The sequence below is a fragment of the Pirellulales bacterium genome (assembly GCA_019636345.1).
GTDB lineage: Bacteria > Planctomycetota > Planctomycetia > Pirellulales > Lacipirellulaceae.
Map to the genome: position 1 here is coordinate 96,606 of JAHBXQ010000012.1, position 26,001 is coordinate 122,606.

General features: G+C 65.4%; 18 protein-coding genes. All 18 read right to left on the reverse strand.

Annotated elements, in window-relative coordinates; genetic code table 11:
- Window positions 1-2 precede the first annotated feature (2 nt).
- The 18 genes from KF688_19430 to KF688_19515 all read right to left on the reverse strand — a co-directional run bounded on the left by KF688_19430 (window position 3) and on the right by KF688_19515 (window position 25,847).
- A complete protein-coding gene (locus tag KF688_19430; protein ID MBX3427860.1) occupies window positions 3-1,175 on the reverse strand; it encodes a DUF1624 domain-containing protein in 1,173 nt (390 codons plus the stop codon).
- Between the two features lie 98 nt (window positions 1,176-1,273).
- Window positions 1,274-4,108, reverse strand: a complete 2,835-nt coding sequence (locus KF688_19435; GenBank protein MBX3427861.1) for a hypothetical protein — start codon at window positions 4,106-4,108, stop codon at window positions 1,274-1,276.
- Between the two features lie 48 nt (window positions 4,109-4,156).
- Window positions 4,157-4,957 carry a glucosamine-6-phosphate deaminase gene (locus tag KF688_19440; protein ID MBX3427862.1) on the reverse strand — a complete coding sequence of 267 codons (801 nt, stop codon included), beginning with the start codon at window positions 4,955-4,957 and terminating at the stop codon, window positions 4,157-4,159.
- A 59-nt stretch (window positions 4,958-5,016) separates the two neighbouring features.
- On the reverse strand, window positions 5,017-6,090 hold the full coding sequence (locus KF688_19445) for a dihydrodipicolinate synthase family protein (protein MBX3427863.1): 1,074 nt from the start codon (window positions 6,088-6,090) through the stop codon (window positions 5,017-5,019).
- A 34-nt stretch (window positions 6,091-6,124) separates the two neighbouring features.
- Complete coding sequence (locus KF688_19450) at window positions 6,125-7,150, reverse strand: NAD-dependent epimerase/dehydratase family protein (GenBank protein ID MBX3427864.1); 1,026 nt, start codon at window positions 7,148-7,150, stop codon at window positions 6,125-6,127.
- 53 nt (window positions 7,151-7,203) lie between these two features.
- A complete protein-coding gene (locus tag KF688_19455) occupies window positions 7,204-7,617 on the reverse strand; it encodes a hypothetical protein (protein MBX3427865.1) in 414 nt (137 codons plus the stop codon).
- 56 nt (window positions 7,618-7,673) lie between these two features.
- Entirely contained in the window at window positions 7,674-8,660 is a 987-nt protein-coding gene (locus KF688_19460) for a DUF1559 domain-containing protein (protein MBX3427866.1), read from the reverse strand.
- Window positions 8,661-8,718: 58 nt separating this feature from the next.
- Window positions 8,719-9,675: a hypothetical protein gene (locus KF688_19465; protein ID MBX3427867.1), complete on the reverse strand. Its 957-nt coding sequence runs from the start codon at window positions 9,673-9,675 to the stop codon at window positions 8,719-8,721.
- Window positions 9,676-9,745: 70 nt separating this feature from the next.
- Window positions 9,746-11,077, reverse strand: coding sequence for a hypothetical protein (locus tag KF688_19470; protein MBX3427868.1), 1,332 nt, complete (start codon window positions 11,075-11,077; stop codon window positions 9,746-9,748).
- A gap of 464 nt (window positions 11,078-11,541) precedes the next feature.
- Complete coding sequence (locus tag KF688_19475; GenBank protein ID MBX3427869.1) at window positions 11,542-13,314, reverse strand: hypothetical protein; 1,773 nt, start codon at window positions 13,312-13,314, stop codon at window positions 11,542-11,544.
- 239 nt (window positions 13,315-13,553) lie between these two features.
- Window positions 13,554-14,906, reverse strand: coding sequence for a divalent metal cation transporter (locus KF688_19480; GenBank protein MBX3427870.1), 1,353 nt, complete (start codon window positions 14,904-14,906; stop codon window positions 13,554-13,556).
- Between the two features lie 63 nt (window positions 14,907-14,969).
- Complete coding sequence (locus tag KF688_19485) at window positions 14,970-16,025, reverse strand: Gfo/Idh/MocA family oxidoreductase (protein MBX3427871.1); 1,056 nt, start codon at window positions 16,023-16,025, stop codon at window positions 14,970-14,972.
- Window positions 16,026-16,191: 166 nt separating this feature from the next.
- Window positions 16,192-16,917: a GntR family transcriptional regulator gene (locus KF688_19490; protein MBX3427872.1), complete on the reverse strand. Its 726-nt coding sequence runs from the start codon at window positions 16,915-16,917 to the stop codon at window positions 16,192-16,194.
- A 391-nt stretch (window positions 16,918-17,308) separates the two neighbouring features.
- On the reverse strand, window positions 17,309-18,700 hold the full coding sequence (locus KF688_19495; GenBank protein MBX3427873.1) for a sugar porter family MFS transporter: 1,392 nt from the start codon (window positions 18,698-18,700) through the stop codon (window positions 17,309-17,311).
- Between the two features lie 226 nt (window positions 18,701-18,926).
- Entirely contained in the window at window positions 18,927-20,447 is a 1,521-nt protein-coding gene (locus KF688_19500; GenBank protein MBX3427874.1) for a glycoside hydrolase family 32 protein, read from the reverse strand.
- A 458-nt stretch (window positions 20,448-20,905) separates the two neighbouring features.
- Complete coding sequence (gene chrA, locus KF688_19505; GenBank protein ID MBX3427875.1) at window positions 20,906-22,294, reverse strand: chromate efflux transporter; 1,389 nt, start codon at window positions 22,292-22,294, stop codon at window positions 20,906-20,908.
- A 345-nt stretch (window positions 22,295-22,639) separates the two neighbouring features.
- On the reverse strand, window positions 22,640-25,534 hold the full coding sequence (locus tag KF688_19510) for a glycosyl hydrolase 115 family protein (protein MBX3427876.1): 2,895 nt from the start codon (window positions 25,532-25,534) through the stop codon (window positions 22,640-22,642).
- A gap of 160 nt (window positions 25,535-25,694) precedes the next feature.
- Entirely contained in the window at window positions 25,695-25,847 is a 153-nt protein-coding gene (locus tag KF688_19515; GenBank protein MBX3427877.1) for a PEP-CTERM sorting domain-containing protein, read from the reverse strand.
- Between the last annotated feature and the right edge of the window lie 154 nt (window positions 25,848-26,001).

Sequence of the window (26,001 nt, forward strand, 5' to 3'; positions counted from 1 at the left end):
GTTCACGCCCGGATCGTCCATCCTCGTCGCGCCATGACCCAGGCGACGAGCCACCAAACGGCGACGATTCCCAGGGCGAACGCCAGCGATGCGTTGCGTTCGTCGGCAAAATTGTCGACAAATCCGTGGCGGTAGATCCACGATTTCAGACTCGTATCGTCGACGCGCACGGTGTTCAGCACGACCGAGGTCAACTCGGACCCCACGTAGGCGACGATCGCGTTGACGCCGACGACCTGCAAGGCTGCGCCGCTTCGGCGCCAGCCGCGTACGTCGATGAGCCAGTAGAACCCGGCGAGGGCGACGCTCGCGAGACCGGCGCACAAGAGGACGTAGCTGCTGGTCCAGAGCTTCTTGTTGATCGGCAGCATGCCGTCGAGCGCGAGTCCGGCAAGGGCCGCTGCGGCGCCTGCTCCCGCGAGCCAGGCGACGGTCTGCAGCGGCTTCAGGCGGCGCCGCAGGACGAGCCCCGCCCAGTACCCGGCAAGCGCCGACGCGATCGACGGAATCGTGCCGAACAGGCCCGTGGGATCGCTCGGCTCTCGAAGTCCCTGGTCGCGCATGTGATTTTGACCGATGAGCGTTACGTCGACCACGCGGCCGAAGTTGCCTTCCGGCGAGAGATTGGCCGTGCGGTCGTTGGGATCGGGAAGCCACTGGTACGCGGCAGCGACCGCCGCGAGCGTCGCGCCGGCCACGACGGCTTGCCCGCGAACGCCCAGGTTCAGCACGATCACCGACAATGCCAGATACGTCAGTCCGATGCGCTGCAAGACGCCGGTCAGCCGCAACCGGTCGAAGTCGAAGTCGACGACGTCGGCGTATCTCAGCATCCACGTCAATCCGTCCTTGGCCAGATTCAGTCCCAGCCCCAGCAGAATCAGCACCAGCGAGCGCTGCACGATCCGGCGGTAAACATGGCGGTCGACCGGCGCCCCGTCTCGGTAGCGGGACGTCGAGTACGCCAGCGCCGTTCCCATGATGAACAGGAAGAATGGAAACACCAGATCGGTCAGCGTCCACCCGTGCCACTCGGCGTGAGCCAGCGGTGCATAGCGGACGCTCCAATTGCCGGGGTTGTTGACCAGGATCATCCCCAGGATCGTCATCCCGCGAAAAGCGTCGAGCGAAGCGAGCCGCGTCGCAGCGGGAGTCGAATCGGCTTGATGCATCACGGCCTGTCTCCTGCCAGTCGACGAAGGGCGCACGGCATCGCCCCGGCTAAGGCGAATTGTGCGGAAAGAAAGACAAGGGGAGGGAAGCAGCGCCGCGGTCACCCCCCGAGGAGGCGGCGAGCGCACAGGCAGACGATTTGCATCAGCGCGGCGGCGCATGTCGAGGGTTCGGGGATCGACGCGGCGGTCGATGCAACGGCAGTCAACCCGCGCTGCCGCTGCCAGATCAGGAAGTCGCCGCCATCGACCGCGCCGTCGCCGTTGGCGTCGCCCGCGGCGGCCGTCGTGCCGAAGTTCGCCTGCCACAGCGACAGATCGTCGCCGTCGACGACTCCGTCCTGGTTGAAATCGGCGGCGTAGCCGACGCGGAGCGCAACCCCCGTCGGCTGATAGTCGATCTGCCAAGCGAGACCCGGCTCCAGCGCCGGAAGCGTCACGTCGGCGAACGTGCCGGTGACGGAGCTTGCGGCGAGCAGCGCGAGCGAATCGCCGATCGCCGGCACGTAGTCGTCGGCAAGGACGAGTTCCAAATTACCGGCAAGGGTCGCTGGTCCGGCGGTCGCGATGGCGCCGAACTCGGAGACGATCGCTCCGGCGGCCTCGAAGATCAAGGTCGACGACCAAGCGAGGTCCACGCGCCCCTGCACGTTCAGCTTCGCCCCGCCGACAAGCCCCAATGCAGCCGGGACGCCAGGAACGAACTCCAACCCTCCCAACGGGGCCGGCGTCGAGGTCACGAGCGCCATCCCTCCCGCGTCGAACACGGCGACGGGCCCCAGGGGACTTGCGATTGGCGTGGCGACGGTCGCCACATACAGCCCCCAGTCGACCCCGGCGCCTTCGTCGACCAGGACGTTCATCACGCCCCCTTGCATCTGCGGAACGAACGGTCCCAAATCGACGACGCCGACGAACGTCGAACTCGAGTTGAGCTGACCGTTCCATCCCAAATCGGCGAATTCGAGCCGATTGGCCGGCGCGTCGTTGAACAGTTGCAGGAATTCAGGCGCGGCAGAGCCGGCCTTGGCTCGCATCGCCAGGGCCATGTATCCGTGCACGATCCGCTCGCCCGCATCGAGCGGGTGTTGCATGGTGAACGCCGTGGCCCGTCCCGCGGTCAGATCGTCGAACCCCGTCGCGACCGCCCCCGTGGCCGCGTGGGCGTAAGCCTTCCACGCCGAGTCGGCGAAGTGGTTGTCGACGCTCGCAGACCCGTCGTAGACGAACTCATCGACGTCCCCCAGCAGGTAGTCGCGGTGGGAGATGCGATAGACGGCGTCCGGGGCGAGATTCTCGCTCCACGATTGAGCGTCGTTCCATGTGCCGACTTCCCCGCCCCAGTGGAACGTTCGCACGTCGCGCGAGTCGTTCATCTGGGCCTCGTACAGGCTCGTCCGCCCGCCGACCGTGACGGGCGTTCCGTGCGAATCGTAGTAGCCCGAGGGTTGCGGGCCGAAGGTCGTGTCTTCGACGATCGGGCCGATCGAACCGACGAGCCAGTTCTGCGAGGTCGGCGGATTCTGCACGCGGAAGGTCCGAGCCCGCGAATTCCACACGACCATGTTGGCGCCGGCCCAGCCGTGGGTCGTGCCGAAGCTGCCTCGATTGCGAATATTGATGTCATGCCCTTGAACAGTGACGTTGTCGAACAACGAACCGGTCGCCCACCGCTGATGGGGACCGGTGTCGCTGTTGGCGTTCGTGGCGCTGGAGTTGTAGAAGACGTTCGGCCCCGGGGTTCGCGAGGTGTTGTTGACGAAATCGTGGCGTCCCTTGTCGGCGGTCGAATTGGCCACGAGGCCGAGCTCGCCGCTCAGGTCGTACGAATAGCGCCGCCCCCCGGTGATGACGCTGATCGGGTCGAGGACCTGCCCGTTGTCCACGGTCACCCACTTCGACCCCTGCTTGGCGGTGACGAGCGAGTAGCCGAAATGAACGGCCGTCACGTCCTTGATCCACACGTTCTGCGCCCGACCCGTATTGGCCGAGGACCCTACGGTGATGAACTCCCAGGCGTGGTTCTCGTCGGTGGCCGAGACGTAGTCCGAGTCGCCGCGCAGGTTCTCGATCCCCACGTGCTCGACGACGCCGTTCCAGTTGTACCTGCGGATTTGCCCGCCGCCGTACTGCTGCTCGAACGATTGCGGCAGCGGGGCGTCGAGGAACACTCGATTCCCCTCGATCCGCGCGACGACCCGATCAAACGTGAGCGTCGCTTGGCTGGTCGTCCAGGGGGGATCGCCGTCCGGGGGGTTGTTCATGCCGATGGCGTTGATCCAAGCCTGCGTCCCGGGGCGGGTGATTCGCACTTTGTCGCCGGGTTGGAATTCGCCTGGAACGTCGACGCGAAAACTGTTCGAGCCGGCGGGGACGACCTTGTCAATCATGTTCCGCGACGAGCCGACGTTCGACACGCTCGTCGAGCCGACGATGTTCACCAGCGCGCGTTGCGTCGTTCCGCGTCCGTGCAACACCGTACCGTCGGCGCCGCGCCCTTCGCCCCGCAGCACGATGCCGCTGGCGGTGATGTTCAACTGCGTGTCCACGTCGTACACCCCGGCCTGCAGCAGGATGGCGCCTCGATACCCGTCGGAGCCCAAGGGCATCGCTGCGACTTGGTTGATCGCCGCCTGGATCTGCGCCGTGTCGTCTCCGGCGATTGGCGCCAACGTCACCACGGTCGGCGCCTGGGTCGGGATCGCTTCGATGCCGCGCCCCATGTAGCCGACTCCCGAGAAATCAAGGATTCGATCCCCCTGCGCGTCCGGCACGTACACGAGCCGACCGGTGGCGCCGGTCTTGACCCAGGCGCTCTCGGCGGCCGCGACCGGGGTCGCAAAGAGGGCGGCGACAATCGTCCCGGCGACCCCGACCCCGTACAAGCGGCGCCGAGGCGGAGCATTGATCGTCGTTTGGCAAGAATCGCAGGACATGATGCACTTCTCGTTGGATGCGTACGAAACGAGCGCCGTCGCGGACGATCACGCGCTCTGTTGAGCCGAGATCGCGCGGGCGGCGTCGGGCGGCAGCTCGCGGAGCCCGCGATCGCTCAAGAGCGACGCGGCGTAGCGATCGAGGTACAACGTCGTCGCCGCATGGGTCTGCAGGATCGACGCCGGGACGCGCGGGTCGACCGGCCCCTCGACCGCGTCGCGCACCGCCTCGGCCTTCCGAGCGTCGGGAACCGTGCAGACGATCAGCCGGCTTCGCAGAATTTCGCGCACCGACATCGAGATCGCCTCGGTCGGCACCTCTTCGATCGTGTCGAACCAGCCCTCGTTGAATTGCTGTAACCGACAGCGATCGTCAAGTTGCACGACGTGGTACGGCCGGGTCGTCGCGAAGTCGGCCGGCGGGTCGTTGAACGCCAAGTGGCCGTTCTCGCCGATTCCGACGAACGCTACGTCGACCGTAGTTTGGCTGAGAATCGCCCCGACGCGCTCGCACTCTGCCCGGCAGTCGTGCTCCCCGTTCAAGTAGTGGAAGTCTCGCAACGGGCGGCCCAGACGCTGGACGAACCGTTCCCGCAAGTAGCGGCGGAACGAACCGGGATGCGTGTCGGCGAGCCCGGCGTATTCGTCGAGATGGAACCCCGTGACGCGGCTCCAGTCGACGTCCGGCGTCGCGGCCAATTGCGACAGCATCTCGAACTGCGAAGCCCCGGTCGCGACGACGATGGTTGCCGCGCCGCGCTGGTCGAGTGCGGCGCGGATCGCCGCGGCGCCGTCCGCCGCTGCGGCTGCGCCCATCGAAAATTTGTCTTCGTACACCTTCAGATTCATCAATCGCACCCTTCTCGATTCTCGATCAGGAAAAGCCGCCGCCAGCGACGCTTTGCACGTCACGCTCCGCCGAGCCACTCGCCGAGTCGCTCCGCCACAAACTCATCGTCCTGAAGCTCCGGATACAACCGTTGCACGCGCGCAATCGCTTCACTTTGCCCGGCGCTGAGCTGTTCTCGTTCTTCCAGACACCACGTCCCGGCGAGCAATCCTTGCCGCCGCAGCACCTCGTGGATGCCGGCGAGACAGCCTCGGAAGTCGTTGGCCGCGTCGAAGACGGCGGCGTTCGCGTCGGTCAGCGCCGCCCCCAAGGTCAGCAGCTCCGCGACGGCGTACCCGGACCCTGCTCGTGCGCCTCGGCAGGCCTCCAGCAATGTCACTGCTTTCGAGGTCCACACGGCCCACTGCCCCAACAGGCCGCCGACGAACCCCAGTTCGACCGTTTCGGCCCCGCGCTGAAAGCGAAAGGGGGTCAGCAGGTCGGCCACGATGTTATCGTCGTTGCCCGTGTAAAGCGCAATCTCGCGACGACCGCTCTCGGCGACGGCTCGCACGACGTCGAGCGTCTTGTACCGATCAAACGCCGCGACCTTGATCGCCGCGACATTGTCGATGGAGCAGAACTCGCGCCAAAATTCCGCCGGCAGATCGATTCCGCCGACCCTCGGTTGGAGATAGAAGCCGAACAACGTAATGATCTCGCTCACCGCCCGGCAGTGGTTGATCGCCTCGGCGAGGGGCCGACCTGCGAACGCCGCCAAACTCAGCAATCCGAACTCATATCCCAGCGAGACCGCCAGCCCGGCCTCGGCGACGGCTTGCTTGGTCGGGCCGCAGATGCCCGCGACTCGAACCGCAGGCGCGGCTCCGGCGCGCTCGGCGCGATTCAACTCCTCGGCGGCCAGTTCCCAAACGGGCCGCAGCAGCCCGACCTTCGGCTCGTGAACGGCGAACTGCGTCGTGTGAACGCCGACGGCCAGTCCGCCCGCACCGCTGGCCAGATAGTAACGCGACAGCGCCCGCTGACGACGCTCGTCGAGCCGCCGGTCCGCGGTCAATGCCAGCGGATGGGCGGGGATCACGACCCCGGCGCGCAGCCGATTGCGCACCGCGTCGAATCGAGTCGTCGGCACGACGTCGCACGCAATCGTCAACTTCGCCGACGATTCAGAAGCGACCATTGACGACCTCGAAGTGCGTGGGTTTCGACCAGGTCGCACCACCGGCGCGCAGCCACTGGGCCGTCCAATCGATCATGTCGTCGACCGTCGTGTGCAGCCGACCGAGCAGTCGCTCGGCCCGGCTGGAGTCGCTCAGCAAAGCGCGCGACCCCTCGACGCCGACGAACTCGACGGGGCGGTCCAGCGCCGCGGCGAGCCGTTCAGCGACCGCGCGGATTGACAGCGACTCGCGCCCCGTCACGTTGAAGATCGCCAGCGGCGAGCTGGCGTAAAGCAAACTGCAAAGGATCTGGTTGCACGCATCCCCTTGCCAGACGACGTTAAACCGCCCCATGTCAAGTTCCACCGGTTCGCCGGCGAGGATCCGCTTGCCGAGGTCCACGAGGACCCCGTACCGCAACTCGGCCGCGTAGTTCAGGCGAATGACGGCGATAGTCGTTCCGTGCCGGCGACTGAAGTAGTCGAAGATCCGCTCGCGGCCCAAGGCGCTCTGGGCGTATTCCCCGACCGGGTACGGCGGATCCTCCTCTCGCGAACCGGGCCCCGCAGCGTCGACCAAACCGTAGACGTTTCCGGTCGAGAGCGCCGCGATGCGACTGCCGGCGAATCGCTGGCATACAAGGCCCGGCAGAAAGACGTTGGTCGCCCAGGTCTCCCCGCTATTGTCGTCGGTGCCGAACTTGCGCCCGGCGAGGAAGACGAGATTCGGGCAGTCGGGCAGGCCGTCGACGAACCGGCGATCAAGCAGATCGCCGGCGAGCGTCTCGACCCCGGCCGCTTCGAGCGATTGCTGCGCTTGCGGGTCGCTGAATCGACTCGCCGCAAAGACGCGCCGGGAACTTCCGGCGGCTTCCGACGCACGGCAGGTCATGCGAGCGAGCGCCGGCCCCATCTTTCCCCCGGCTCCCAACACCAGTACGTCGCCGTCGAGGTCCGCAAGTGCGCGGACCGTCTCCGCCGTCGGGGCGCTGAGCCGCTCTTCCAGTTCGTCGATGGTCGACAGACTACGCATGGCGATCTGATCTGCTCTTTCGCTGCGACCGGATGGTCGCGGTCGGCCCGCATTCAGCGCGGCTCCGGTCCGTTCCTGCTCAGGTTGATGACGAGGTCGGCGGTCGGACCGAGGATTTCTTGGGTCAGTCCGGAGGACGAATAGTTCGCGTACTTCTGAGGGGCGTGCCACTTCACTCCGGGGGGATTGCTGGTCGGTTCATGGCTTTGCACGGCCACTCGATGCGTGCCGACGATCGCCCCGTCCCCGTCACTGCGCGTCGTCAACGTAAACCGACCCTCGCCGTCGAGTCGCCCCAGGGCCGGCCGCTGATTCGGCGGCGCGAACCGCACGATGCCGTGGGTCAGCGGCTTGCCGTCCAGCAGCACTCGGCCCGAGACGGGCACAATCGGCGGGCCCTGCGGAGCGCAGCCGATCGCCAGCGAGATCGCGGCAAGGACGCCGAACAGAGCGAACCGCACGTTCAAGGGGAGAGGCTCCGGTAAACTGGCAAACGCGCCGCCCGGGCGCGCAACGACGCTGGTTACAAACAATCTCCGACCGTGCCGAATCCGTCGGCGCAGGCGATCGTCGCCCCGGCCTGGTAAACTTCGTCATCGACGCCGTCGCTGACGAACTCGACGCTGGCGTCGCCGCGGACGAAGTTGGCCCCGCCCGGATGCTCGCTGCCGAACGCGGCGTTGAGGGCGTACTTGCCGTCCTGAACCGCGTAGGTCGCCGACTGCGATCCGGTGGGTGTGTTGAGCGGGTTCTCGGTCATTCGCAGCGAGTCGCGGACTCGCATGCCGATCGACCACACGTTTTGTCCCGCGAAGGTGTGCGAATCGCGCACCTCGCCGACGAAGTAGGTGTTGCTCGGGCCGTCGGCGACCTGCCGCAACGACACCCGCGTAAGGTAGTTGAACGCCCCGGTGTTCTTCAGCTTCAATGTTGCGTTACTTCCCGTGCGCGAGAGCCACGAGGGCCCGCGTTTGCCGTGCACGAACGCGTACTGTCCCGTCGCTGCGGGGGTCTCGCTGGCGGCATAGGCCTCGGCGATCGGCTCCGAAGTGCTCGACGGGCAGACGAACACGGGGGGGCGAGTCGCCACCGCTTGGACGCGCTGCGGAAGCGCCCTCCAGAGGTTGTTGTACTTCCAGACCATATCCTGCTTGTCCTCGCCCCCGGCCGCGTCGAACAAGGCCGGCAGTTCCAGGTAAGGAAGCAGCAGCACGAACCCGCTGGCGACGCCGCGGTCGGCGATGCGGTCGGGCAGGTCGAACTTGCACTCGTCGAGGACCGACTCGTCGCAGTGCATCCGCCCGGGGGGAAGCGACTTTCGGGACGACTCGTAGTTGAGAATCGCCAACCCGACCTGCCGGAGATTGTTCGTGCATTGCGAGCGCCGAGCCGCCTCGCGCGCAGCCTGGATCGCCGGCAACAGCAGCGCCACCAACACGCCAATGATGGCGATCACCACCAGCAGTTCGACAAGGGTGAAGCCCCTGCTATGGCGGTTCTTGAAAGTCATCATGTCATCCTTCGTTGACAGGTCGCAGACCGAAATGCGAACGAGCCGTGACGCGTATTCACCGATCCTTGCGGCGCCGCAGCACGCTTCCGAAAAGCGCTGCAGCCGTCAGCAGCGCCAGCGACGACGCTTCCGGGACGGCGGCGGAGTTCACCTCGATTTGAAAGTTGTCCAACACCCAATCGACCGTTCCGGTCGCCGTCGCGACGAAGTAGTCGAATTCCGTCACGGCGGGACCGGCCGAAGGCGATCCCGTCAACACCGACGTGCCGCCCGCGTTGATCAGCGAGAGAGTGAACCGAAAATCCTCCGGATTGTTGGTCGCGGCGAGGCGCTCGATCGCGAACACCACGGAATTCTTGCCTCCCGCGGCGTTCAGAGTGTGAAAGGCGCCTGACGCCGGCTGTGCGACCAGAAAGTTGTCGCCGGCCCCGGCAGAGGTGCTCAGCACTTGGCTGTCGGCCGTCCCGTCGTTGAGATTCGCCTCGGTGCGAATTCGAGTGCTGTTGCCGGCGGCAAAGTCCAACTGTCCGAACGCGCCCTGGTCGAGAGCGACTCCCGGTTCGGTTCGATCGAAGACGCCGTCCGAGGTTCCGAAGCCTCCCGTCCCGATCGGTTGGCTCGATTTGTAGAGCCCGAACCGAAACTGCCCTGTCGGGTTCGCCGAATTCGAGCGAACGTCGAAACTGAGCGTCAGCGAGGATCCGACCGTCGATCCCAACGCAATCGGCGCATTGAACGTTCCCATGATTTCGCGCGAGCCGGAGCCCGGATTCACGAACAGGGCGTTCCCCGAGCCGATTCCGCCCGCATCGGACGCCACGCTGAGCGCCGGCGTGGTCGCCGATTGGATCGAATACCAGTTGATTCCGTCAGGCGTATTGACGCGATTGCCGTCGTCGAAGCCGTCGAGGGCGACGATCGCCGCGGCGACGGGCGCCGCGACGTGCAGGATCGCCAGCGCCGCCAGCGCGGGGGCAAAAGACCGAGTCGGATTGAGCGTGAGGCGTCGCATGAGATCGTGACTCCAGTTGATGAGGTAATGGGAGTGGTCAGGCTCGACGACCGACGAGCGCCGGCAAGAGTCAGGCTCGTCGGCGAGCTGCGGCTCTCCAGCGCCGCAGCGTCAGTCCGCACGCCGCCAACAGCGCGGCCGCGCTTGGTTCGGGCACGGCGCCAATCGCCGCCGCAGCGCCGCCGGGCGTGCCGAACTGGCTCTGCCAGACGGCTAAGTCGGCGGCGTCGACGGCCCCGTTGCCGGTGGCGTCGCCGTTGGCCAGGGACGCTCCCGCCCCCGTACCGTTGTTTCGCTGCCATATGAGAAAATCCGACCCGTCGACGAGCGAATCGCCGTTGAAGTCGGCGTTGTCGCTCGGCACGATCGGCCCGTCGATCTGCTCGATGAGGAAATTGTCGAACGCGTAGGAGTTGATTCCGACCGTCATATTGAACACGACGTAGTCGAAACTGTCGCGTGAGTCGAAGTTCGGTGATCCCGTGCCGTTGGAATCCTGTTCGCCGAACGAAACGCCGTCGATGTCCAGAGTGTGACGAATGTCGTTGCCGGTGGCGTTGACGGTTGCGCGCTCGATGGTCAGGGTGATTCGCCGTGTGTCGCCTAGCAACACGGGCATGTCGGCGAACGCGGCCCTCCCGTCCAGTCCGTCCGGCTTGGCGACAAAGTCGTTGTCGCCCGTCCCGCCCAGAATCGAGCCCGCCGTATTGACTTCCTCGAGTAGCCGATAGTCGCTGTCGGTTGCCAAGTTCGTGCCGGCGTGAACCCGGGCCAGGACGCCGTAGTCGTCGCGCGTACCGACTAGCACGCTCGGATTGTCGGCGACGTCGAACCACCCGTCGGTTTCACCCCACACGGTCGGCGTGCCGTCGCTGTTTGTCGCAGCCATGCCGAATTGATTGTCCGAATCCTGATAGACGCCAAATCGCAGTTGGTTCGCCGTCGGCAACAGCAGGTCGAGGATGCGAATGTCGAAGCTGAACTGCAGTTTGTCGCCGACGTTGCTTCCCAACGTCAATCGCGTCGGAAAGCGGCCGATCCACTCGCTGTTGGCGCCGACGGTGGTGATCTTCAGCGCATTGCCCGATCCCGTGAATCCGCTCTCGACTTCGTCGATGATCGAGAGGATCGGGCGCTGCGTGCCGGCAGTCGATTTGCCGTTGATAGCGAACCAGCTAATCCCCGTCGGGGAGGCGACCGGGTTGTTCAAGCCGTCGTCGGTGAAACCGTCGTTATCGCGGTCTGCATCGTCGAAGCCGTCTTCGATCAGGACGACGGCGCGCGCCGGGGGCGCCGAACACCACGACCCGATCGTCGCAGCCCAGGCGACGAACCCGATCAGCGGGACGAACTTGGCGCGTCGCCCCGGCGCCGGAGTGCGGAGCAAGAATCGTCCAGGCATTGTTTGTTCCCCCCTGTGATCGAACGCCGACGCCGGCAAGCGCGGCGCCGAGCAAGAAATGGAAAAGGAGTCGAGTCGTCGCGGCGACGACTCGGTGAACTCGCGGACTCAGGGCTTCAGCTTCGCCGACACGCAGCCGCCTGCATCTGCCCCGCGATTCCCGTCAAGCGATCTGCACCCGACGTCGCGGGCAGAGGGTTCGGCGGAGACGGAATCGGTGACGCAGGCGGCTGGAACGGGACGAGCCAAGCCATCCCCCCGAGTCGCGGGCTCCTTCAAAGGCATTCGCGGCGAACCAGGAACAACCGCAATAGTGGATTCACGAGTAAAACTGTATGCACTTTTAGTAATGTACGGACAATCTCGGCCTGTGTCAACGAAATCTTGGCCGATTCTGAAAATAAGCAGCCCCCAAATCCCTCAGGCTCCTTTCCGAAAACGAAGCCTCCCTCCCTGCCGCGGAATCAGTTGGCCCCGAGGGCCAGCACCCCTTGCGTCAGTACCAGCAAGACCACGCACAGGCCAACCGTCGCGACAATTCCCGCGACGTCGACCCTTGTTGGACGATTGAACTCCCAGGCGGAATCGGGCCAGAGTTTGCGGGATTCCGTCGTCGCCGGGTCGGCGTATGCAGCCGCCAATTGGCGCGCGTCGGCGGCGGAGTCAGGGAGCACCGGCAATCGCATCTTCACGAAATGCCTGATGAGCGCGTCGTCCTCGCGCGAACGAGTCGCCAGACTTGTCAGCACCATGACCACGAACGGCAAGGCGATTTGCGGCGCCAAGGGCGCCAGATCGCGCCATCCCGCGGGCAACAAAGCGACGTCGATCCCCGCCAGCCGATAGACGCTGAAACCGGGACGGACCCACGGCAGCAAGAAGAAGACGACCAAACTGAAGGCCACGGTCGCCCAAGCGGCAGCCGTCGTCGCGCGTCGCCAATACTTGCCGACCCAGAATGGCGCCGCGAACAGCACGGGCGCCAGCCATGTCAGTTCGAGCAGTCGGAAGACGTCCCGTACCCCGATGGCCGTGGCAACGGCCCCGCAGACAATCACGCCGCTTGTCCAGCGAGCGATGCGGAGGCTCGCCGCGTCGTCGACCTGGGGATTCATGAACGGGGCATAGAGATTTCGCACCGCCAGCGCCGATCCGACGATCATGTAAGCGTCGACCGAGCTCATCAAAGCCGCCAGCAGGCAGGCGAGCATCAGCCCCACCAGCCCTGGCGCCAACAGCCGAGTCGAAGCGACGCCCCAGGCCCGATCGGGATTTGCCGCCAGCACGGCGTCGCCGGCGTACAACGCCGCGGCGATCAACGCCGAGACAAGCCAGCCGATCGTGCAAAACCGCTTGAGCAGATTTCCCGCCACGAGCCCGACGCGGGCGTCGAACTCGCTGCGGGCCGCTCCGCCCCCGGTGGCGATGAAGTGAGGCTGCACTGCGACGCCCGCCAGGTTCAGCACAATCAACCCCAAGACGAACCCTGGGGTGAACGCCGTCGCCCCGGCGCCGGTCATCTGAAAGCTCTCAGCGGGCAACTGCTCGTGCAACAGTTCGAATCCGTACAGCCATCCCTTCCGACCCGGCTCACCGAACTCTTCGACAAGCTGTTCCAGGCCCGCGGGAACCAGCGCCAGCGACAGCGCGATGATGCACGCCCCTTGCAACAGGTCGGTCCAGTACGCGGCGTGCAGTCCCCCGGCGACCCCGTACAGCAACACAACGGCGCCGATCGCGGGAATCACGACCAATTCGATCGGCACAGTCCAATCTCCCCACGAGACGACGTCGGTTCCGACGAGCTGCGCGGCGACAGCTCCGCTCGCGGCGAATCCCATGGCCCCGTAGATGATGAAGTACGCGATGCCGAACGCCGCGTACGCGCCTCCCAAGCCGGGCGATTGGTATCGTTCGACGAACCAATCGCCAAGGGTCGAGACTCGCATTCGGCGATACCAGGTCGCCGAGATCCAGTAGAAGGGGGTCATGAACAACCAGTACATGACGGCCCACATGCCGCTGGCCCCGGCGACGTACACGCTGCGGGCCAGATTCACCGGGTCGCTGGGGCCCGTCCCTGAGCCGAACGCGGCGAACGTTTGCAGCAGCTTGCCGAAGCTGCGGCTGCCGAGAAAGTAATCCTCCTGCCCCCGCACGCGGCGGATCATCGCCAACCCAATCGCCGCGGTAAGCGTCAGGTATCCTCCCAGCACCCACCAGTCGGCTAATTGCATCGCGAATCGTCGCCTGAATTGCAAGTGCGGTCGCAAGTTGAATGCGGGGCAAACCAGTTCGTGACGTCTTGCTTGTCGGGGGGATTCGCAGGCATTGGTTTGCGAGCCAGGCCCTGCTTCAACTACCTGTTTGGCGCCAGACCTGGGCCGTGGGCGCTAGCGCCGGGACCCTTGAAGCGTCGTCGAGCGTTGTGGTCGTTCTCGGCTCGCGCCGGAGGGTTCAAGAGTTGAGACAACCTTCAGCCTGCCCCTAACGACAGCCCGAGCCGCCAGAGGGTCCGCACCGCCATGATCGTGATGACTCCCGCCCCGATGATCGTGAGCCCGAACGCCAACTGCGACGCGGCATGAGTGCGCGTCTTGCGGCAATTCCAGCCGAGGTAGACCAACGCGAAGGCCAACGCCGGTCCCCCCAATGCGGTGAGAGCCTGGGCAAAAACAATCAGCCCGACGCGGTCGGCGGGTTGCACCTTGATCGCCACGAACATCCCCAAACTCAGCACGGCGATTGTGAACGCCTTTGTCCAAGGAGAATCGAGTCGCGGGTCGAGCCCGAGGCCGTCGGCGAGCATCGTCCCGCCGATGACCGAGTTGACCAGAAACGAACTGGCCGCTCCGGCGAACACGCCGAGGCAGAAGAGCCACGTGGCGGCCGACCCAAACAGCGGCTCCAATTGCCGAGCCACGTCCGCGGCGCTGCGCAATTCGTGGGGAGCCACTCGCCCGGCCAGCACTGCTGCCGAGGTCGCCATAATTGTCGCGGAGATTCCGACGAGGATCGCCGATCCCACGGCCGAATCGACGAGCCCCTGGCGAAGTTGCGCAGCGCCCCACCCTTTCTCGCGCACGAGGTAGGCTTGATAGAACGCCCCCGCAATCGAGAAGGTCGTCGCAACAAGTCCCTGCACGACCAACCACCGGTCGACGACTGCCGGGGAGGACGCCGCTTCGCCGCTCGGAGTGGAGTTCCCGGCGGGCGTCGCTTCGAGGTAAGGCAGAAATCGTCCTCCCATTTCAACCGGGATCGAGGGAATGCACCCCGCGGCCAGTTTGCTCGGCGAAGGTCTCGCAAGCGCAAGATTCGCGACGAACCCCAGCAGCATCAGCGCGACCAGCACCATCATGATTCGCTCGAGCGGCGGATAGAACGCTTTGAACAGAAACAAGCACCCGGCCAAAGCGCCGTTCAGCCCCACGAGCAGCGCCGCCTGACCCGTCGGCCCCAAGGGCGCCAGCGGTTCGATTGCGGCGAGCACGCCCTGGTTGTTGCTGAACTGAAAACAGGCCGTGATCCCGAACACCGACGCCCCGCACAGCGCCGCAAACGGTCGGCCCAATCGGCGCGCAATCTCGGTACAGGGCGTGGCGGAGAGTTCGACGCCGACGCGGGCCGCGGTGGCCACTGCGGCGGCCATCAACATGCCCGCCCCGAGCACGACCCAGGTCAATTGATAGCCGAATTCGCACCCGACGCGCGAACTGGCCAGGATGCTCCCCGGGCCGATAACGACGCAGGCGACGATGATCCCCGGCCCGATTCCCCGCACGACACGGCGGAAAAGCGACGGCGGCAACGGCGAACTTCGAGTCATGGGGGGATCGCTCGCAGTTGGTCGTCGGCGACAGCGACGGAATTCTGGGAGGCGCGCTCGCCGTTACCAAGTGCGTTGGGCGTCCGCCTCGGCGCGGGCGGCGGCCATCACTTCCGAAAGCGAAACGGCCGCGCCCCCGCGGGTACGGCTGAGTTCGGCCGCCTCCATAAACGCAAAGATCTCCAGCGTTTCGGCCGGATCGATCGGCGATACGCCTGTCCGGAAAAACTTGACGATCTCCGCAAGCAGCGGCTCGTAACCCGGCTTCTGTCCGATCGGCTTGATCGCCTTGGCGCCGAAAACCGTCCCGCCGTAGTCGCGGGCGCCCGACCGCAATCCGCGAAACGTGCCGATACGGCCCCCCTCCCATGTCCCCAGGACGACGTCGACGTCGGGGGCATGAACGCGCGTCACCGATTGGCACCCTCGTCCCATGACCGTAAACAGCGTCTCGACGCCGTGAACGCCGTACCAGAACAAGTCGGGGTGCGTCGGTTCCAAATCGCACGGGCTGAACGCATCGCAGCCAAGCACCTCGCCCGCCGAGCCTGCGCGGGCGGCGAGCGTTTCGACGCCGAACCGCAATGACGATGCCGAAAACAGCGGCGTTTGGTAGTGAGCCGCCGCGTCGACAATCGCCACCGCGTCGGCAAGCGACGCGGCGAGCGGCTTGTCGATAAACGTCGGCTTGCCCGCTTTCAGGCAGGGGAGAGCCTGTTCGAGATGACGCCGGCCGTCGTTGGTCTCCAACAAGATCGCGTCGCTGACGGCGATCACCTCCTCGACGCTGCCGACGATCTCGACCCCCGCCTCCTTGACCTGCGCTGTGTAGGCCGGTATTCGGCTCACGCTCGACTCGATGTCACGACTGCCATGCGGAGTTGCGACCGTCACGCGGCAATCGCGAACCGCCTCTGGCGGGCGCTCGCCGTTGAGGACTTGCGTGAAGGCGATGACATGCGAGGTGTCCAGCCCGATGATCCCGACCCTCAGCGGCCGCTGGAGGGGCTCGCCCCCCTCCGCGCCGTGGATCGGCGAGCACGCCAACCCGGCGGTCAGGATCACGCCGAGCAGGACCGCCGGACGGAGACAGTTCGAGACGGATTGGCTCGAGGCCATGGGGAATCTCGCTCGGGACAAGCGGCTAACGCAAGCAGGAGTGCGTACACTGATGTAAGTGTATGCACAAATAGCCTAGCAGGCCATCGGCCCGTGTAAAGCTGCGCGCAGGCGATTTTTCGGAGAAGCTCGGCACACGCCCGGGGGGCCTTGCCCATGCCCGCGGTCAGACGACGCGCTGCGAGAACCGGCCCGACGAGGCCCGCTGGAGATGCTTGGCCATCTCGTCCTTGGCGCGGTTGGCGTCCCCCTCGGCCAACGCCGCGAGGATGGCCACATGCTCGTCGTACTCCGACATCAGCGTCGATCGACAGCCGTCGGACAACTGATAGGAGAGCCGCTTGTACCGCCAACACCGGCGGATCGACACCGCGATCGGCAGGTTGCCGCAATGCTCGGCAATCGACAAGTGGAGGGCGAAGTCGAAAAACTGAGCTGGTTCCACCCAGTCGTGAGCCTTGGTCGGTTTCGAATCCCGACTGAGGAGCCATAGGTCCTCGAGGACCTCTTGCGGCACGCGACCCGCCGCTCGCAGCGCCGCTTCGGGTTCGAGCAACTGCCGCAATTCGTGCACCTGGACCAACCACTCGGCCGCCCCGGCGGCGACGATCGCCTGATGGTTGTTTTGCTGCAGCAGGATCCCCTCGGACGCCAGCTTGGCGAGCGCTTTGGCCACGGGGGTGCGGCTCATCCCCAGTTCCGCCCCGATTTCCGTCGTTTTCAGTCGGGCGCCGGCCGGCAGCTCGCCGCTGACGATCTTCGCCAGCAGCGTGTCCCCGGCCGTGTCGGCCAACGACCGTTCCGCCCCGTCGTCTCCCTCGACGATGGGGCGTAACAGGGGGTATCGCTCCGGGCGAAAGAAACTGCTGCGGTTCTCGACAATCGCGCTCATGGGCCCAGCCAGCGGCTGCGGGGGAGATTTGTAATCCTGCATACAATCATAGCAGCCGTGCGCCGCACGTCGCAACGCGAGCGGCCGATTTTGCCCGCCCGGTCAGGCGAGCCATGCTATGCATAACTCCGACCCGACCTCTCGCGGCACGCCCGCCCCGAGGCAATCCGCCAGCAGCGCGTCGAAGCTCGCCGCCGCAAAGCCGATCGCAAGCAGTTCCTAACCTCAAGCGAGCGACTCTGCGCGCCTCGTCACCGACTATTCGAGTTGGCTCTGGGCGGGCGCTTGCGCGAGAACGGTCCCCAGTCAGCGAAACGGCTTGCCGTGGGGCGTCGGCTGCATCGCTGATGCCGCTGGAGAACGTCTTTGCGAGAAGCGGCGGGGCCCGGGGCTACTCAATGTGGAGCCGCTGTTGGATCTCTTCGAGGGGGACTCCCTTGGTCTCGGGCATTCTCAGAACGACCCAGACGAGTTGCCCGACCATACACAGGGCGTAGAACAGGAAGACGTGCGCCCCCGATTGTTCAGCGATCAGGGGAAACGACTGGCTAATCGCGGCGGCGAAGATCCAGTGGGTAAAACTGCCGAACGCTTGGCCGCGGGCTCGGACTCGGTTCGGGAAGATCTCGCCGATGAAGACCCAGATGACCGCCCCCTGTCCCACCGCATGGGACGCCAGGAACGCCAGCAAGCCGACGAGCACTGTTCGACTGCCGACGGACGTGAAGCCGTCCGGGGTCTGCTGCGTGTAAAACGCCCAGGCGACGGCTCCCAGGCTGAGGATGTAGCCGATCGAGCCGGCCAGCATCAGTTTGCGTCGGCCGTAGTGATCGATCAGTGCGAGGCCGAGGATCGTGAAGATCAGATTGACGATTCCCAGGCCGATCGAATTCATGAGCGCCGCGTTCGCGTCGGCATACCCGGCCGCCTTGAAGATGCGGGGAGCGTAGTAGAGGATCGCGTTGATGCCGCTGAGTTGATTGAACGCCGCGATGGCGAACGCCAGTCGGATCGGCTGGGAATACTTGGCCTGAAAGAACGGTTCGTCCAGTTCGTGATGCTCCAGATCGATCGAGCGGCGAATCGCCTGCACCTCCTGCTCGACCGATTCGTCAGCCGAGTCGACGCCCACCAGTCTCAAGACCTGCTCGGCTTCGGCGTCGCGCCGCTGGGCGACAAGCCAGCGCGGGCTGCGCGGAGTGATGAACAACAGGGCGAAGTACAACGCGGCGGGAATCGCCTCGACCCCGAACATCCAACGCCATTCGTGCTCTCCCAGATCCAGCTTGTGGATGGCGAAGTTGGAGACGTAGGCCATGAGAATGCCGAACACGATGTTGAACTGGGCGAGCGCCACGAGTCGTCCGCGCATTTTGGCGGGGGAAATCTCGGCGATGTACATCGGGCTCACCACCGACGCGCCGCCGACCCCCAGTCCGCCGATGAAGCGAAAGACGAACAGCGAGTACCAATCCCAGGCCAGCGCGCTGCCGATCGCCGAGATGAAGTACAAGATCGCCAGCCAAAACATCACGCCGCGGCGCCCGATGGAGTCGGCGGGCTTGCCGACGCAGATCGAGCCGACGACGGTCCCGATCAATGCACTGGCCATGAGAAAGCCGTGCCAGAACTGCGACCACCACGGCGAAAGCCCGGTCGCGGGGGCGAAGACGCTCGCGAGATGCTGCTCGGCGCCGGAGATGACGACGGTGTCGAAGCCAAAGAGGAACCCGCCCAGCGCGGAGACTGCGGCGCTCACGATGAGCGGTCTGCGGAGGGTCATCTGCTCACTCGTTTGTCGGAAAGTAAGGAGGAGGTGTGCCGCTGGATAGCCGCCCTGCAACGGCGTCCGGCTATCGGCTTGGGAACTTCAGCCGGTTGAGAAGAGCTGCGAGGTCACGGAAGCCACAGTAAAACGAGCGGGCGAGGCTCTGTCGAGGGCGCCTCGGCAGATCGGCGAAGCGGAGCCGATCAACGGGATCGGCGGCTGCCGCTTCGACTCGCTCGTTCTACCAAGCAGATTTCAAACGACTGAGTCGAAAATGCTTGATCCGAACATCTGCGCCGGCGGCGCTGATTGACTGCGGACGGTCGTCGCGACGCGGGGGAGAGTAGCCGGCGTAGAACTGTTGTCCGTCGAAGGCGTAGACCTCGACGGACAGGCGATCGACGAGCAAGCGAAGTCGAATCAAGCCGTCGCGCGGACGGAGGTCGTCGAAGGCGATCGTTTCGACCGGATGTCCTTGTTCCCCCGCAGCATTGTGGAGCAATCGGCCGGATTGGGCGTCGTACTCCAGCGACGTCCCCGCAATCTGGATCTGGAGCGTGCTTGTCTTGGCAGGTTCGAATTCGATGGCCAGATCGACAAGATCCAGCGGCTCTTCGTTCTTGAGGAGATTGCTCCCGCGGCAGAGCATGTGGTCCGTACGAACCAGCGAGTCGGCCGCAAGGGTTCGAATCTCCTCGATCGGCCACGCGTACAATCGCGGTTCGCCATCGACGGTACGCAGCGTCAACTCGCAAGGAAAGGACATCTGCTGGTTGAACGGTAACCTGTATTGAGCCGCCGAGTCGGGACCGCCGCGCATCCAGCCGATCTGCACGACGCGGCCGTCGGGGCTGTCATTAAACGTTTGCGCAGCATAGAAATTGCCGCCGCCGGCGATGAAGGGGCCGAATTGCGTACGAAACTCTCGCCCGTCGAACGTGCCGATCTCGTAGTCGAAACTGGCGTCGTAGAGAACGGCTAGGCGGCGTTTTTGGTCGCCGTCGACCGGCAAGAAGACAAGGTCCATGCATTCGAACGCCCAGTCGCGATACAGGTCGGAGGCGACCTTCCAGTTCACCAAGTCCTTCGAGACGAAGAACCGCACTTGGCCCGGGTTGACGCGAAGCCACAGCACCATCACCCACTGGCGGCTCGGTTCGTGCCAGAAGACCTTGGGATCGCGTTCCTCGGCGTCGAAGCCCTGATTGTCGACGATCGGTCGCCCGTCGTTCCAATAGGTCCACGAATCTCCCCCGTCGGTGCTGTATGCCATAGCCTGATAGAACCGCGGTCGTCCGGCAAAGGTGAAGAACGCACACAGCGTCTTCTGCTCGCCTCTCTGCATGCCCAGGCTGTTGTCGCGATCGACGACAGCGGCGCCCGAGTAGATCGTGCCCGGGCGCCGATCGACGCGGTAGGGCCGCAGGGCGTGGTCGTGCTGGGTCCAATGAACCATGTCCGAGCTCGTCGCGTGCCCCCATGTCATGTTGCCCCACGTCGTCGCCAGCGGGTTGTGCTGGAAAAACAGATGGTACTTGGCGCCGTCGAAGACCATTCCGTTCGGATCGTTGAGCCAATTACGGCAGGCGGTGAAGTGAAACTGCGGTCGCAGCGGTTCGTCGTAGGAGCGATCGACGCAGGCCGACGCGGGGATCGACTGGTCGAGGGAGAATTCGCCTGGGGAACCCGGCAACGGTTCGCTGAAGGCGCCGGCGGCGAGCAACCACGTCGACCCGATTGCGAAATGGATGAGCCGTTGCATGAGTCGTCGAGAGTATTGTGCGAGCATGGACAAGCCATCTGTACCGGGAGCAGTTGTCAATATCGTGCTGAGGTTCCGGTTGCGCCGCCCCAAGCAGAGTCAAGCGGTCCTTGTCATGTCGTCGACGATAAGAGTTGGCGGCGTGGATCGCAAGCAACGTCAACCGAACCGGCTTCAAAGCCGCCTCCAGGGTCACGGCAATGCGTCAAACGGCTCAATTACCATGAACCTGCGCTTGACCGGCAGACCTGCCGCGGGGAGCGACCGCCTTCTTCAGCGACGACCCGGACCGATTCGTCTGGCGCGCACTTGGCACGACCGCCGGGGCGAGATCGCAACTTTGGAATGACGCATTTGACGAGGATTCGGCGCATCCCCCTTGGGCTTGGGGCGCGTCGGAAGACTGATGTTCCAGGCGATTGGCTGCGGTGTTCCAGATTCGAGGGGCCGAGTTTCGTTCACCCGACGGCCAAGTACAGGAGCGCGCCGGCCGCCGTCGAGGCGGCGAGCGTGACGGCCATTCCTAGGCGAAAGCAGAAGGTCAGCGACAAGGCCAACGCCGCGACGCCGCAGGCGGCGAGATCGACCGACGACCAATCGGGCGTGAGCAGCCGCAGGCCCCCTCGGCGTTCGGTCGTCACGGTCGCGAACAGCGTGTGGAGCGAGAACCAGAGAGCGAGGTTCACGATGACGCCGACCACCGCGGCGGTGACGGCCGACAGGGCGGCCCCCAGGCGGCGATTGCCGCGCAGACGTTCAACGTACGGAGCTCCCAGGAAGATCCACAAGAAACACGGCACGAACGTCACCCAGGTCGTCAACAGCGAACCGAGGATGCCCGCCGCCATGGGACTCAAGGGGCCGGAGTCGCGATAGGCGCCCATGAAGCCGACGAACTGAACCACCTGAATGAGCGGCCCCGGGGTGGTCTCGGCCATGCCGAGGCCGTCAAGCATCTCGCCCGGTTCGAGCCAGCCGTAGCGGTCGACAGCTTGCTGCGCGATGTACGCCAGCACGGAGTAAGCTCCGCCAAACGTGACGACGGCCGCCTTGCTGAAGAAGAGCCCCTCCTGGACGTAGGTCGACTCTTTGCCGAGCGTACCGCGCAGCAGGACCAGCGGAGCGAACCACAGCGTCAGACCGATGACGAGGATCCTGAAACTTCGCTTCCAAGTCGGCCGAACGTCGTCGACCAGGGTGACAGCGAGCGATTCGTCGTGAGTCGTCGTCGCAAGGGCGCCGTGACGCGCAGCAACGAGAAACTTCTCCGGGAGGAGATGTCCCCCGACGAAACCGACGAGCGCAGCGGCAAGGATTAAGAGCGGGAACGGCATGTTGAAAAAGTAGATCGCCACGAAAGAAGCCGAGGCCAAGGCGATCATGGGGCCGTTCTTGAGCACCCGCTTGCTGATTCTAAGCACTGCTTCGAGCACGATCGCCAACACCGCCGGCTTGAGCCCGAAGAACAAAGCCTGGACGAGGTCGGTCTGCTGATACGCGGCGTAGACGACGCTGAGCGCCAGGATCGACAAGAACCCTGGGAGGATGAACAGGCCCCCGGCGACGAGCCCCCCTGGGGTGCGGTGCAACAACCAACCGACGTAGGTCGCCAATTGCTGGGCCTCGGGGCCGGGCAGCAGCATGCAGTAGTTCAGCACGTGCAGGAACCGCTCTTCGCTGATCCACTTCTTCTCCTCGACGAGGATCCGATGCATGACGGCGATTTGCCCCGCCGGGCCGCCGAAACTGAGCAGGGACACGCGGACCCACGTGCGCAGCGCATCGCCGAACGGAACGCCGCCGTCGCGGTCCGAGGGTCGCTCGGTTTCGCCATCGATGTCGTGCATTGGCGGTCGTCCGTTCTCGGTCGCTTCGTTCGGCCGGCCATCGAAGCAGTCGCTTCGTCGCCAGGATACGAAGGGGGGAGAACGAATAGTATTGCCGCGGAACGCCGGTTGGGAAGTCGCGGGAAGCCGAGCACAGGGCCGATCCGCTGTTCCAACGGACGTGCGGCATGACCTCGACAGTCCGCCGTCGTGGCCATGTTTTCCCGACACGTCTCCATGCCCACGCGGACGAGGGCATGCCATACCGGGGAATGCGGAGCGGCCCAGCAAACGAGCACCGCAGTTCTTGCCGCGGATGCGCGAGCGCGTGCGAGAATTGGAGTCGGCAAGCCGATTTTTCTGCGGCTACCGGGCCGCTGCCGGCGAGGCGGGTTCGCTGACGCGAACGCTTTCCGGGGGGCCAAGATAGCTGGCCGGCAGTTCGCCGCGGGCGACGACGAGCTTCTGCAACACGATTCCCGGATCGACCAGCCAGAATTTGAGGACATGCTCGCCGGCCTGCTCGAGCCGATGTTCTGTCGTCGTTTCGTTGACGTTCTCGGCGACCTGACGTTCCCAGGCTCGATTCGATGCGTCGGCGTGCATGTTGACGAGTTGCGGCGGTTGGTCGTCGAACGAGACCGCGTACTGCAGACCTCCGGCGGCGGCGAAATCCTGCGTCGGCGCCGCGAGCGCCCGAACGGCGACCGAGCCTGGCTGGGCGAGCAGCACGCGGTACTCCAGTCGCGGAGAATCCTCCGCCAGCGATTGTCGCGGGATATCGGGGGGCATGATCGTGACGCCCGACAGCGTTCTGCCCAGGTCGGGGATCACATGCCAGCGAACGTTCGGACCGTCGACGCGTCGCGACGCGTGCTCGGCCTCGATCGATACGTACCCGGCGGCCTCGACGTGGCCTTGGAACGTCGGCGGGACATCCGCCCGCACGACCGGAACGCGGATTTCGACGCTTTCGTCGGCCGGACCGCGGACGGTCAGGAGCGCTTCGCTCGTCCCAGGGGGAATCTGGCGCCAGTCCGCGGCGACCGCGATGCGCTGCGTTCCGGCGGTCGCCCCCCGCGCAGGCAAAACGCGGAGCCAAGGATCGCGGCATATGACGGCGAACTCGACGGGCTCGGTTCCGCGGGCAAAGACCTCGATCCATCGCTCGCCGGGACCGTACTCGTTGAGTTCGGGCAACGTCGCCGGCGCTGCGGCGGGCCACGCGCTTCGGGAGCCTTCGATCGCCACGCCCCAGCTTGTCCCGGACGGGACGTCGACGGTCCTCGTTGCGGGAGGCTCGTTGCGCGGGGGTTCCTGCCAGGACGTGTATCCGATGTGCGTTTGGTCCATCATGTGCCGCCACTTGCCGCCGGCCGTCTCCTCGTTGTACCGGCGCGAGATCGCGGCGTCTCGCTCGAACAATTCGGCGACTCGCGCGGCGAGATCGTTCGTTTCGCGCCGCCGGTGCTCGGCGTAAAGGCGATTCTTGCCCGCGACGACGTACAGTTCATTGAGGTTCGCGGAGGCCTCCACGGGGTGAAGCACCAGTTGGAAGAACGCATCACGGGCGTCGACCGGCAATTCACCCTCGATCCGCCGGGCCGAGGTCGCCAGCGCGGCGTACTCGGCGACTCGGGCGTCGGCCTCGTCGAAGTCGACCAAGCTGTAGGTGTCGGGGCTCAGCAATTCCGGCTTCCGCCGCGCGTTGAACTTGGCGTACTTGGCGAGCAAGTCGGCGATCGCCGCGGCGTGCGACTCGCCGAACTGCCGGGCGGCCCAGCGCCGGCCGTATTCGCTCAGTCTGTCGCTCGGCCACGCCTCGGGATTCCAGGCGTAGTCCAGGAAGAACTCAATGGGGAACTCCATCGGCTTAATGTCGCCGACGTTGACGACCCACAACCGATCGGCTCCGTAGCGTCGCGCCAAGTGCATTTGTTCCCAAATCCGCGGCAACGGGTTGGTGTTGATCCACTTGTAATTGCGCGGCCCGCCGACGTAGTCGAAATGATAGTAGACGCCATACCCCCCGGGGCGCGGGGGTGCGCCGAGCGCCGGCAATTTGCGGATGTTGCCCCAGTTGTCGTCGCACAACAGGAGCAATACGTCGTCAGGGACGCGCATCCCGCGGTCGTAGTACTCCTGCACTTCTTTGTACAGAGCCCAGCACTGCGGCGTTTCGGTCGGGTCGCGACCGGTGATCTGGGCGATGATCGCCCGCTGATCCGCGACGATCCGTTCCAGCAAAGCGATATTGGTTTGCTCCGTCATCGGTTCGTCGCCGTCGCCGCGCATGCCGATCGTGACGATGCTCTCGAACTCGCCCCGACGACGGAGACCCTCGGCCCAGAATTCGCGCAACGTTTCGGCGTTCTTCTCGTAGTTCCAGGGTCCCTGACCGTAGCGTTGCCACTCGACGTGAGCGCGCATCATCGGTTCGTGGTGCGACGTGCCGAGCACGACGCCGTATTCGTCGGCCAGACGGGCGCTCTCAGGGTCGTCGTCGAACAGCGAGCGTCCCCACATGGCGGGCCACAGATAGTTGCCGCGCAAGCGGAGAATCAACTCGAACACTTTGTCGTAGAACCGGCTGTTGCAGGCGCCAAAAGTCGCGTGGGCCCAGCCGGACAGCGCGGGCGCTTCGTCGTTGATGAAGATCCCGCGAAACTCGACCGCGGGCTCTCCGACCGTACGTCTTTCGGGAGGGACGTGCATGTCCGGGCTCCGTGGCGTCGGCACGTCGGCCCACCACGCCCAGGGCGAAACGCCGCTGCGGTCTGCGAGGTCGTACAGGCCGTAGATCGTTCCGCGCTTGTCGCTGCCGACGATCACCAGCGCTTGCGTCATGCCTGGGAGGGGAGCGTCGACGATCGTCGCGACGAACTTCTCGCGTCGGCCGCGCAGATCGGACGGGTCGAACTTGCCAGCGGCGACCAGCCGCTCCACAAGCGAGCTCTTGCCGAGCGTGCCAGCCAGAACGGCTCGCGCCGGAAGGGCGGTTTGCGAGTCGACGACCCGCAGCACCGGCGGAGCGGAACCCGCGACGCGCTCCAGATCGGCCCGCACATGCTCGGCGACGCGGAGCACCCCCGGGTATTCGTCCGCCGCTACAAGCAGGGGCGCCGCCTGCCCGGCGACGGCGAGCGGGAAGCGGTGCTCGCCGGGCGTCTCGGTGAACGGCGCCGGCTCGTTCGGATCGATCGCCGCGCAAGCTTGGCGCTCCGGCGAGAGCGCGCACAACACAGCGAAGGCCGCGGGCACGTACGCCCAGCCTGCAGAAAACCTGCGACGTCCCGTTGCCGAGCGTCGCGGGGGCTGGGGACGACGACGGGACGCGAATTCGGCGGTCTTCTCCATGACTCTTCTCCGCAAGCTTGAAGCCGAACATCGGCGCGGCCCGGGCATGCGTCGACCGGACCGTTCACTGGCAATAGAACATGGCGACGGGCCCGATTTGCGAGCCTGCCGCCCCTACCCCGAACAACTGATTTGGGCGCCCTTTCGCCGACTTGCGACGAAGGGCGAAGGCCGCGATCCCCAGCAGCACGAGGACCGCCGCGCCCGGTTCCGGCACTCTCGCGATACAAGCTGAGATGAACACGCCGAGGGCAGGCGCCCATGCCGCGGCGGCGGGACGTGCTCGAGGCGCAACTCAAAGCGACAACCAAGCCGCCGGAGCGCAGCCTGCGACGCCTCTTGGCCATCGGCCAGGCGAGAGCTCGTTCATC

Excerpts from the sequence above, each read along its gene's own strand:
- KF688_19435 (MBX3427861.1), bottom strand. The coding sequence starts at position 4,108 with ATGTCCTGCGATTCTTGCCAAACGACGATCAATGCTCCGCCTCGGCGC.
- KF688_19440 (MBX3427862.1), bottom strand. The coding sequence starts at position 4,957 with ATGAATCTGAAGGTGTACGAAGACAAATTTTCGATGGGCGCAGCCGCA.
- KF688_19450 (MBX3427864.1), bottom strand. The coding sequence starts at position 7,150 with ATGCGTAGTCTGTCGACCATCGACGAACTGGAAGAGCGGCTCAGCGCC.
- KF688_19460 (MBX3427866.1), bottom strand. The coding sequence starts at position 8,660 with ATGACTTTCAAGAACCGCCATAGCAGGGGCTTCACCCTTGTCGAACTG.
- KF688_19465 (MBX3427867.1), bottom strand. The coding sequence starts at position 9,675 with ATGCGACGCCTCACGCTCAATCCGACTCGGTCTTTTGCCCCCGCGCTG.
- KF688_19470 (MBX3427868.1), bottom strand. The coding sequence starts at position 11,077 with ATGCCTGGACGATTCTTGCTCCGCACTCCGGCGCCGGGGCGACGCGCC.
- KF688_19475 (MBX3427869.1), bottom strand. The coding sequence starts at position 13,314 with ATGCAATTAGCCGACTGGTGGGTGCTGGGAGGATACCTGACGCTTACC.
- KF688_19480 (MBX3427870.1), bottom strand. The coding sequence starts at position 14,906 with ATGACTCGAAGTTCGCCGTTGCCGCCGTCGCTTTTCCGCCGTGTCGTG.
- KF688_19485 (MBX3427871.1), bottom strand. The coding sequence starts at position 16,025 with ATGGCCTCGAGCCAATCCGTCTCGAACTGTCTCCGTCCGGCGGTCCTG.
- KF688_19490 (MBX3427872.1), bottom strand. The coding sequence starts at position 16,917 with ATGAGCGCGATTGTCGAGAACCGCAGCAGTTTCTTTCGCCCGGAGCGA.
- KF688_19495 (MBX3427873.1), bottom strand. The coding sequence starts at position 18,700 with ATGACCCTCCGCAGACCGCTCATCGTGAGCGCCGCAGTCTCCGCGCTG.
- KF688_19500 (MBX3427874.1), bottom strand. The coding sequence starts at position 20,447 with ATGCAACGGCTCATCCATTTCGCAATCGGGTCGACGTGGTTGCTCGCC.
- chrA (MBX3427875.1), bottom strand. The coding sequence starts at position 22,294 with ATGCACGACATCGATGGCGAAACCGAGCGACCCTCGGACCGCGACGGC.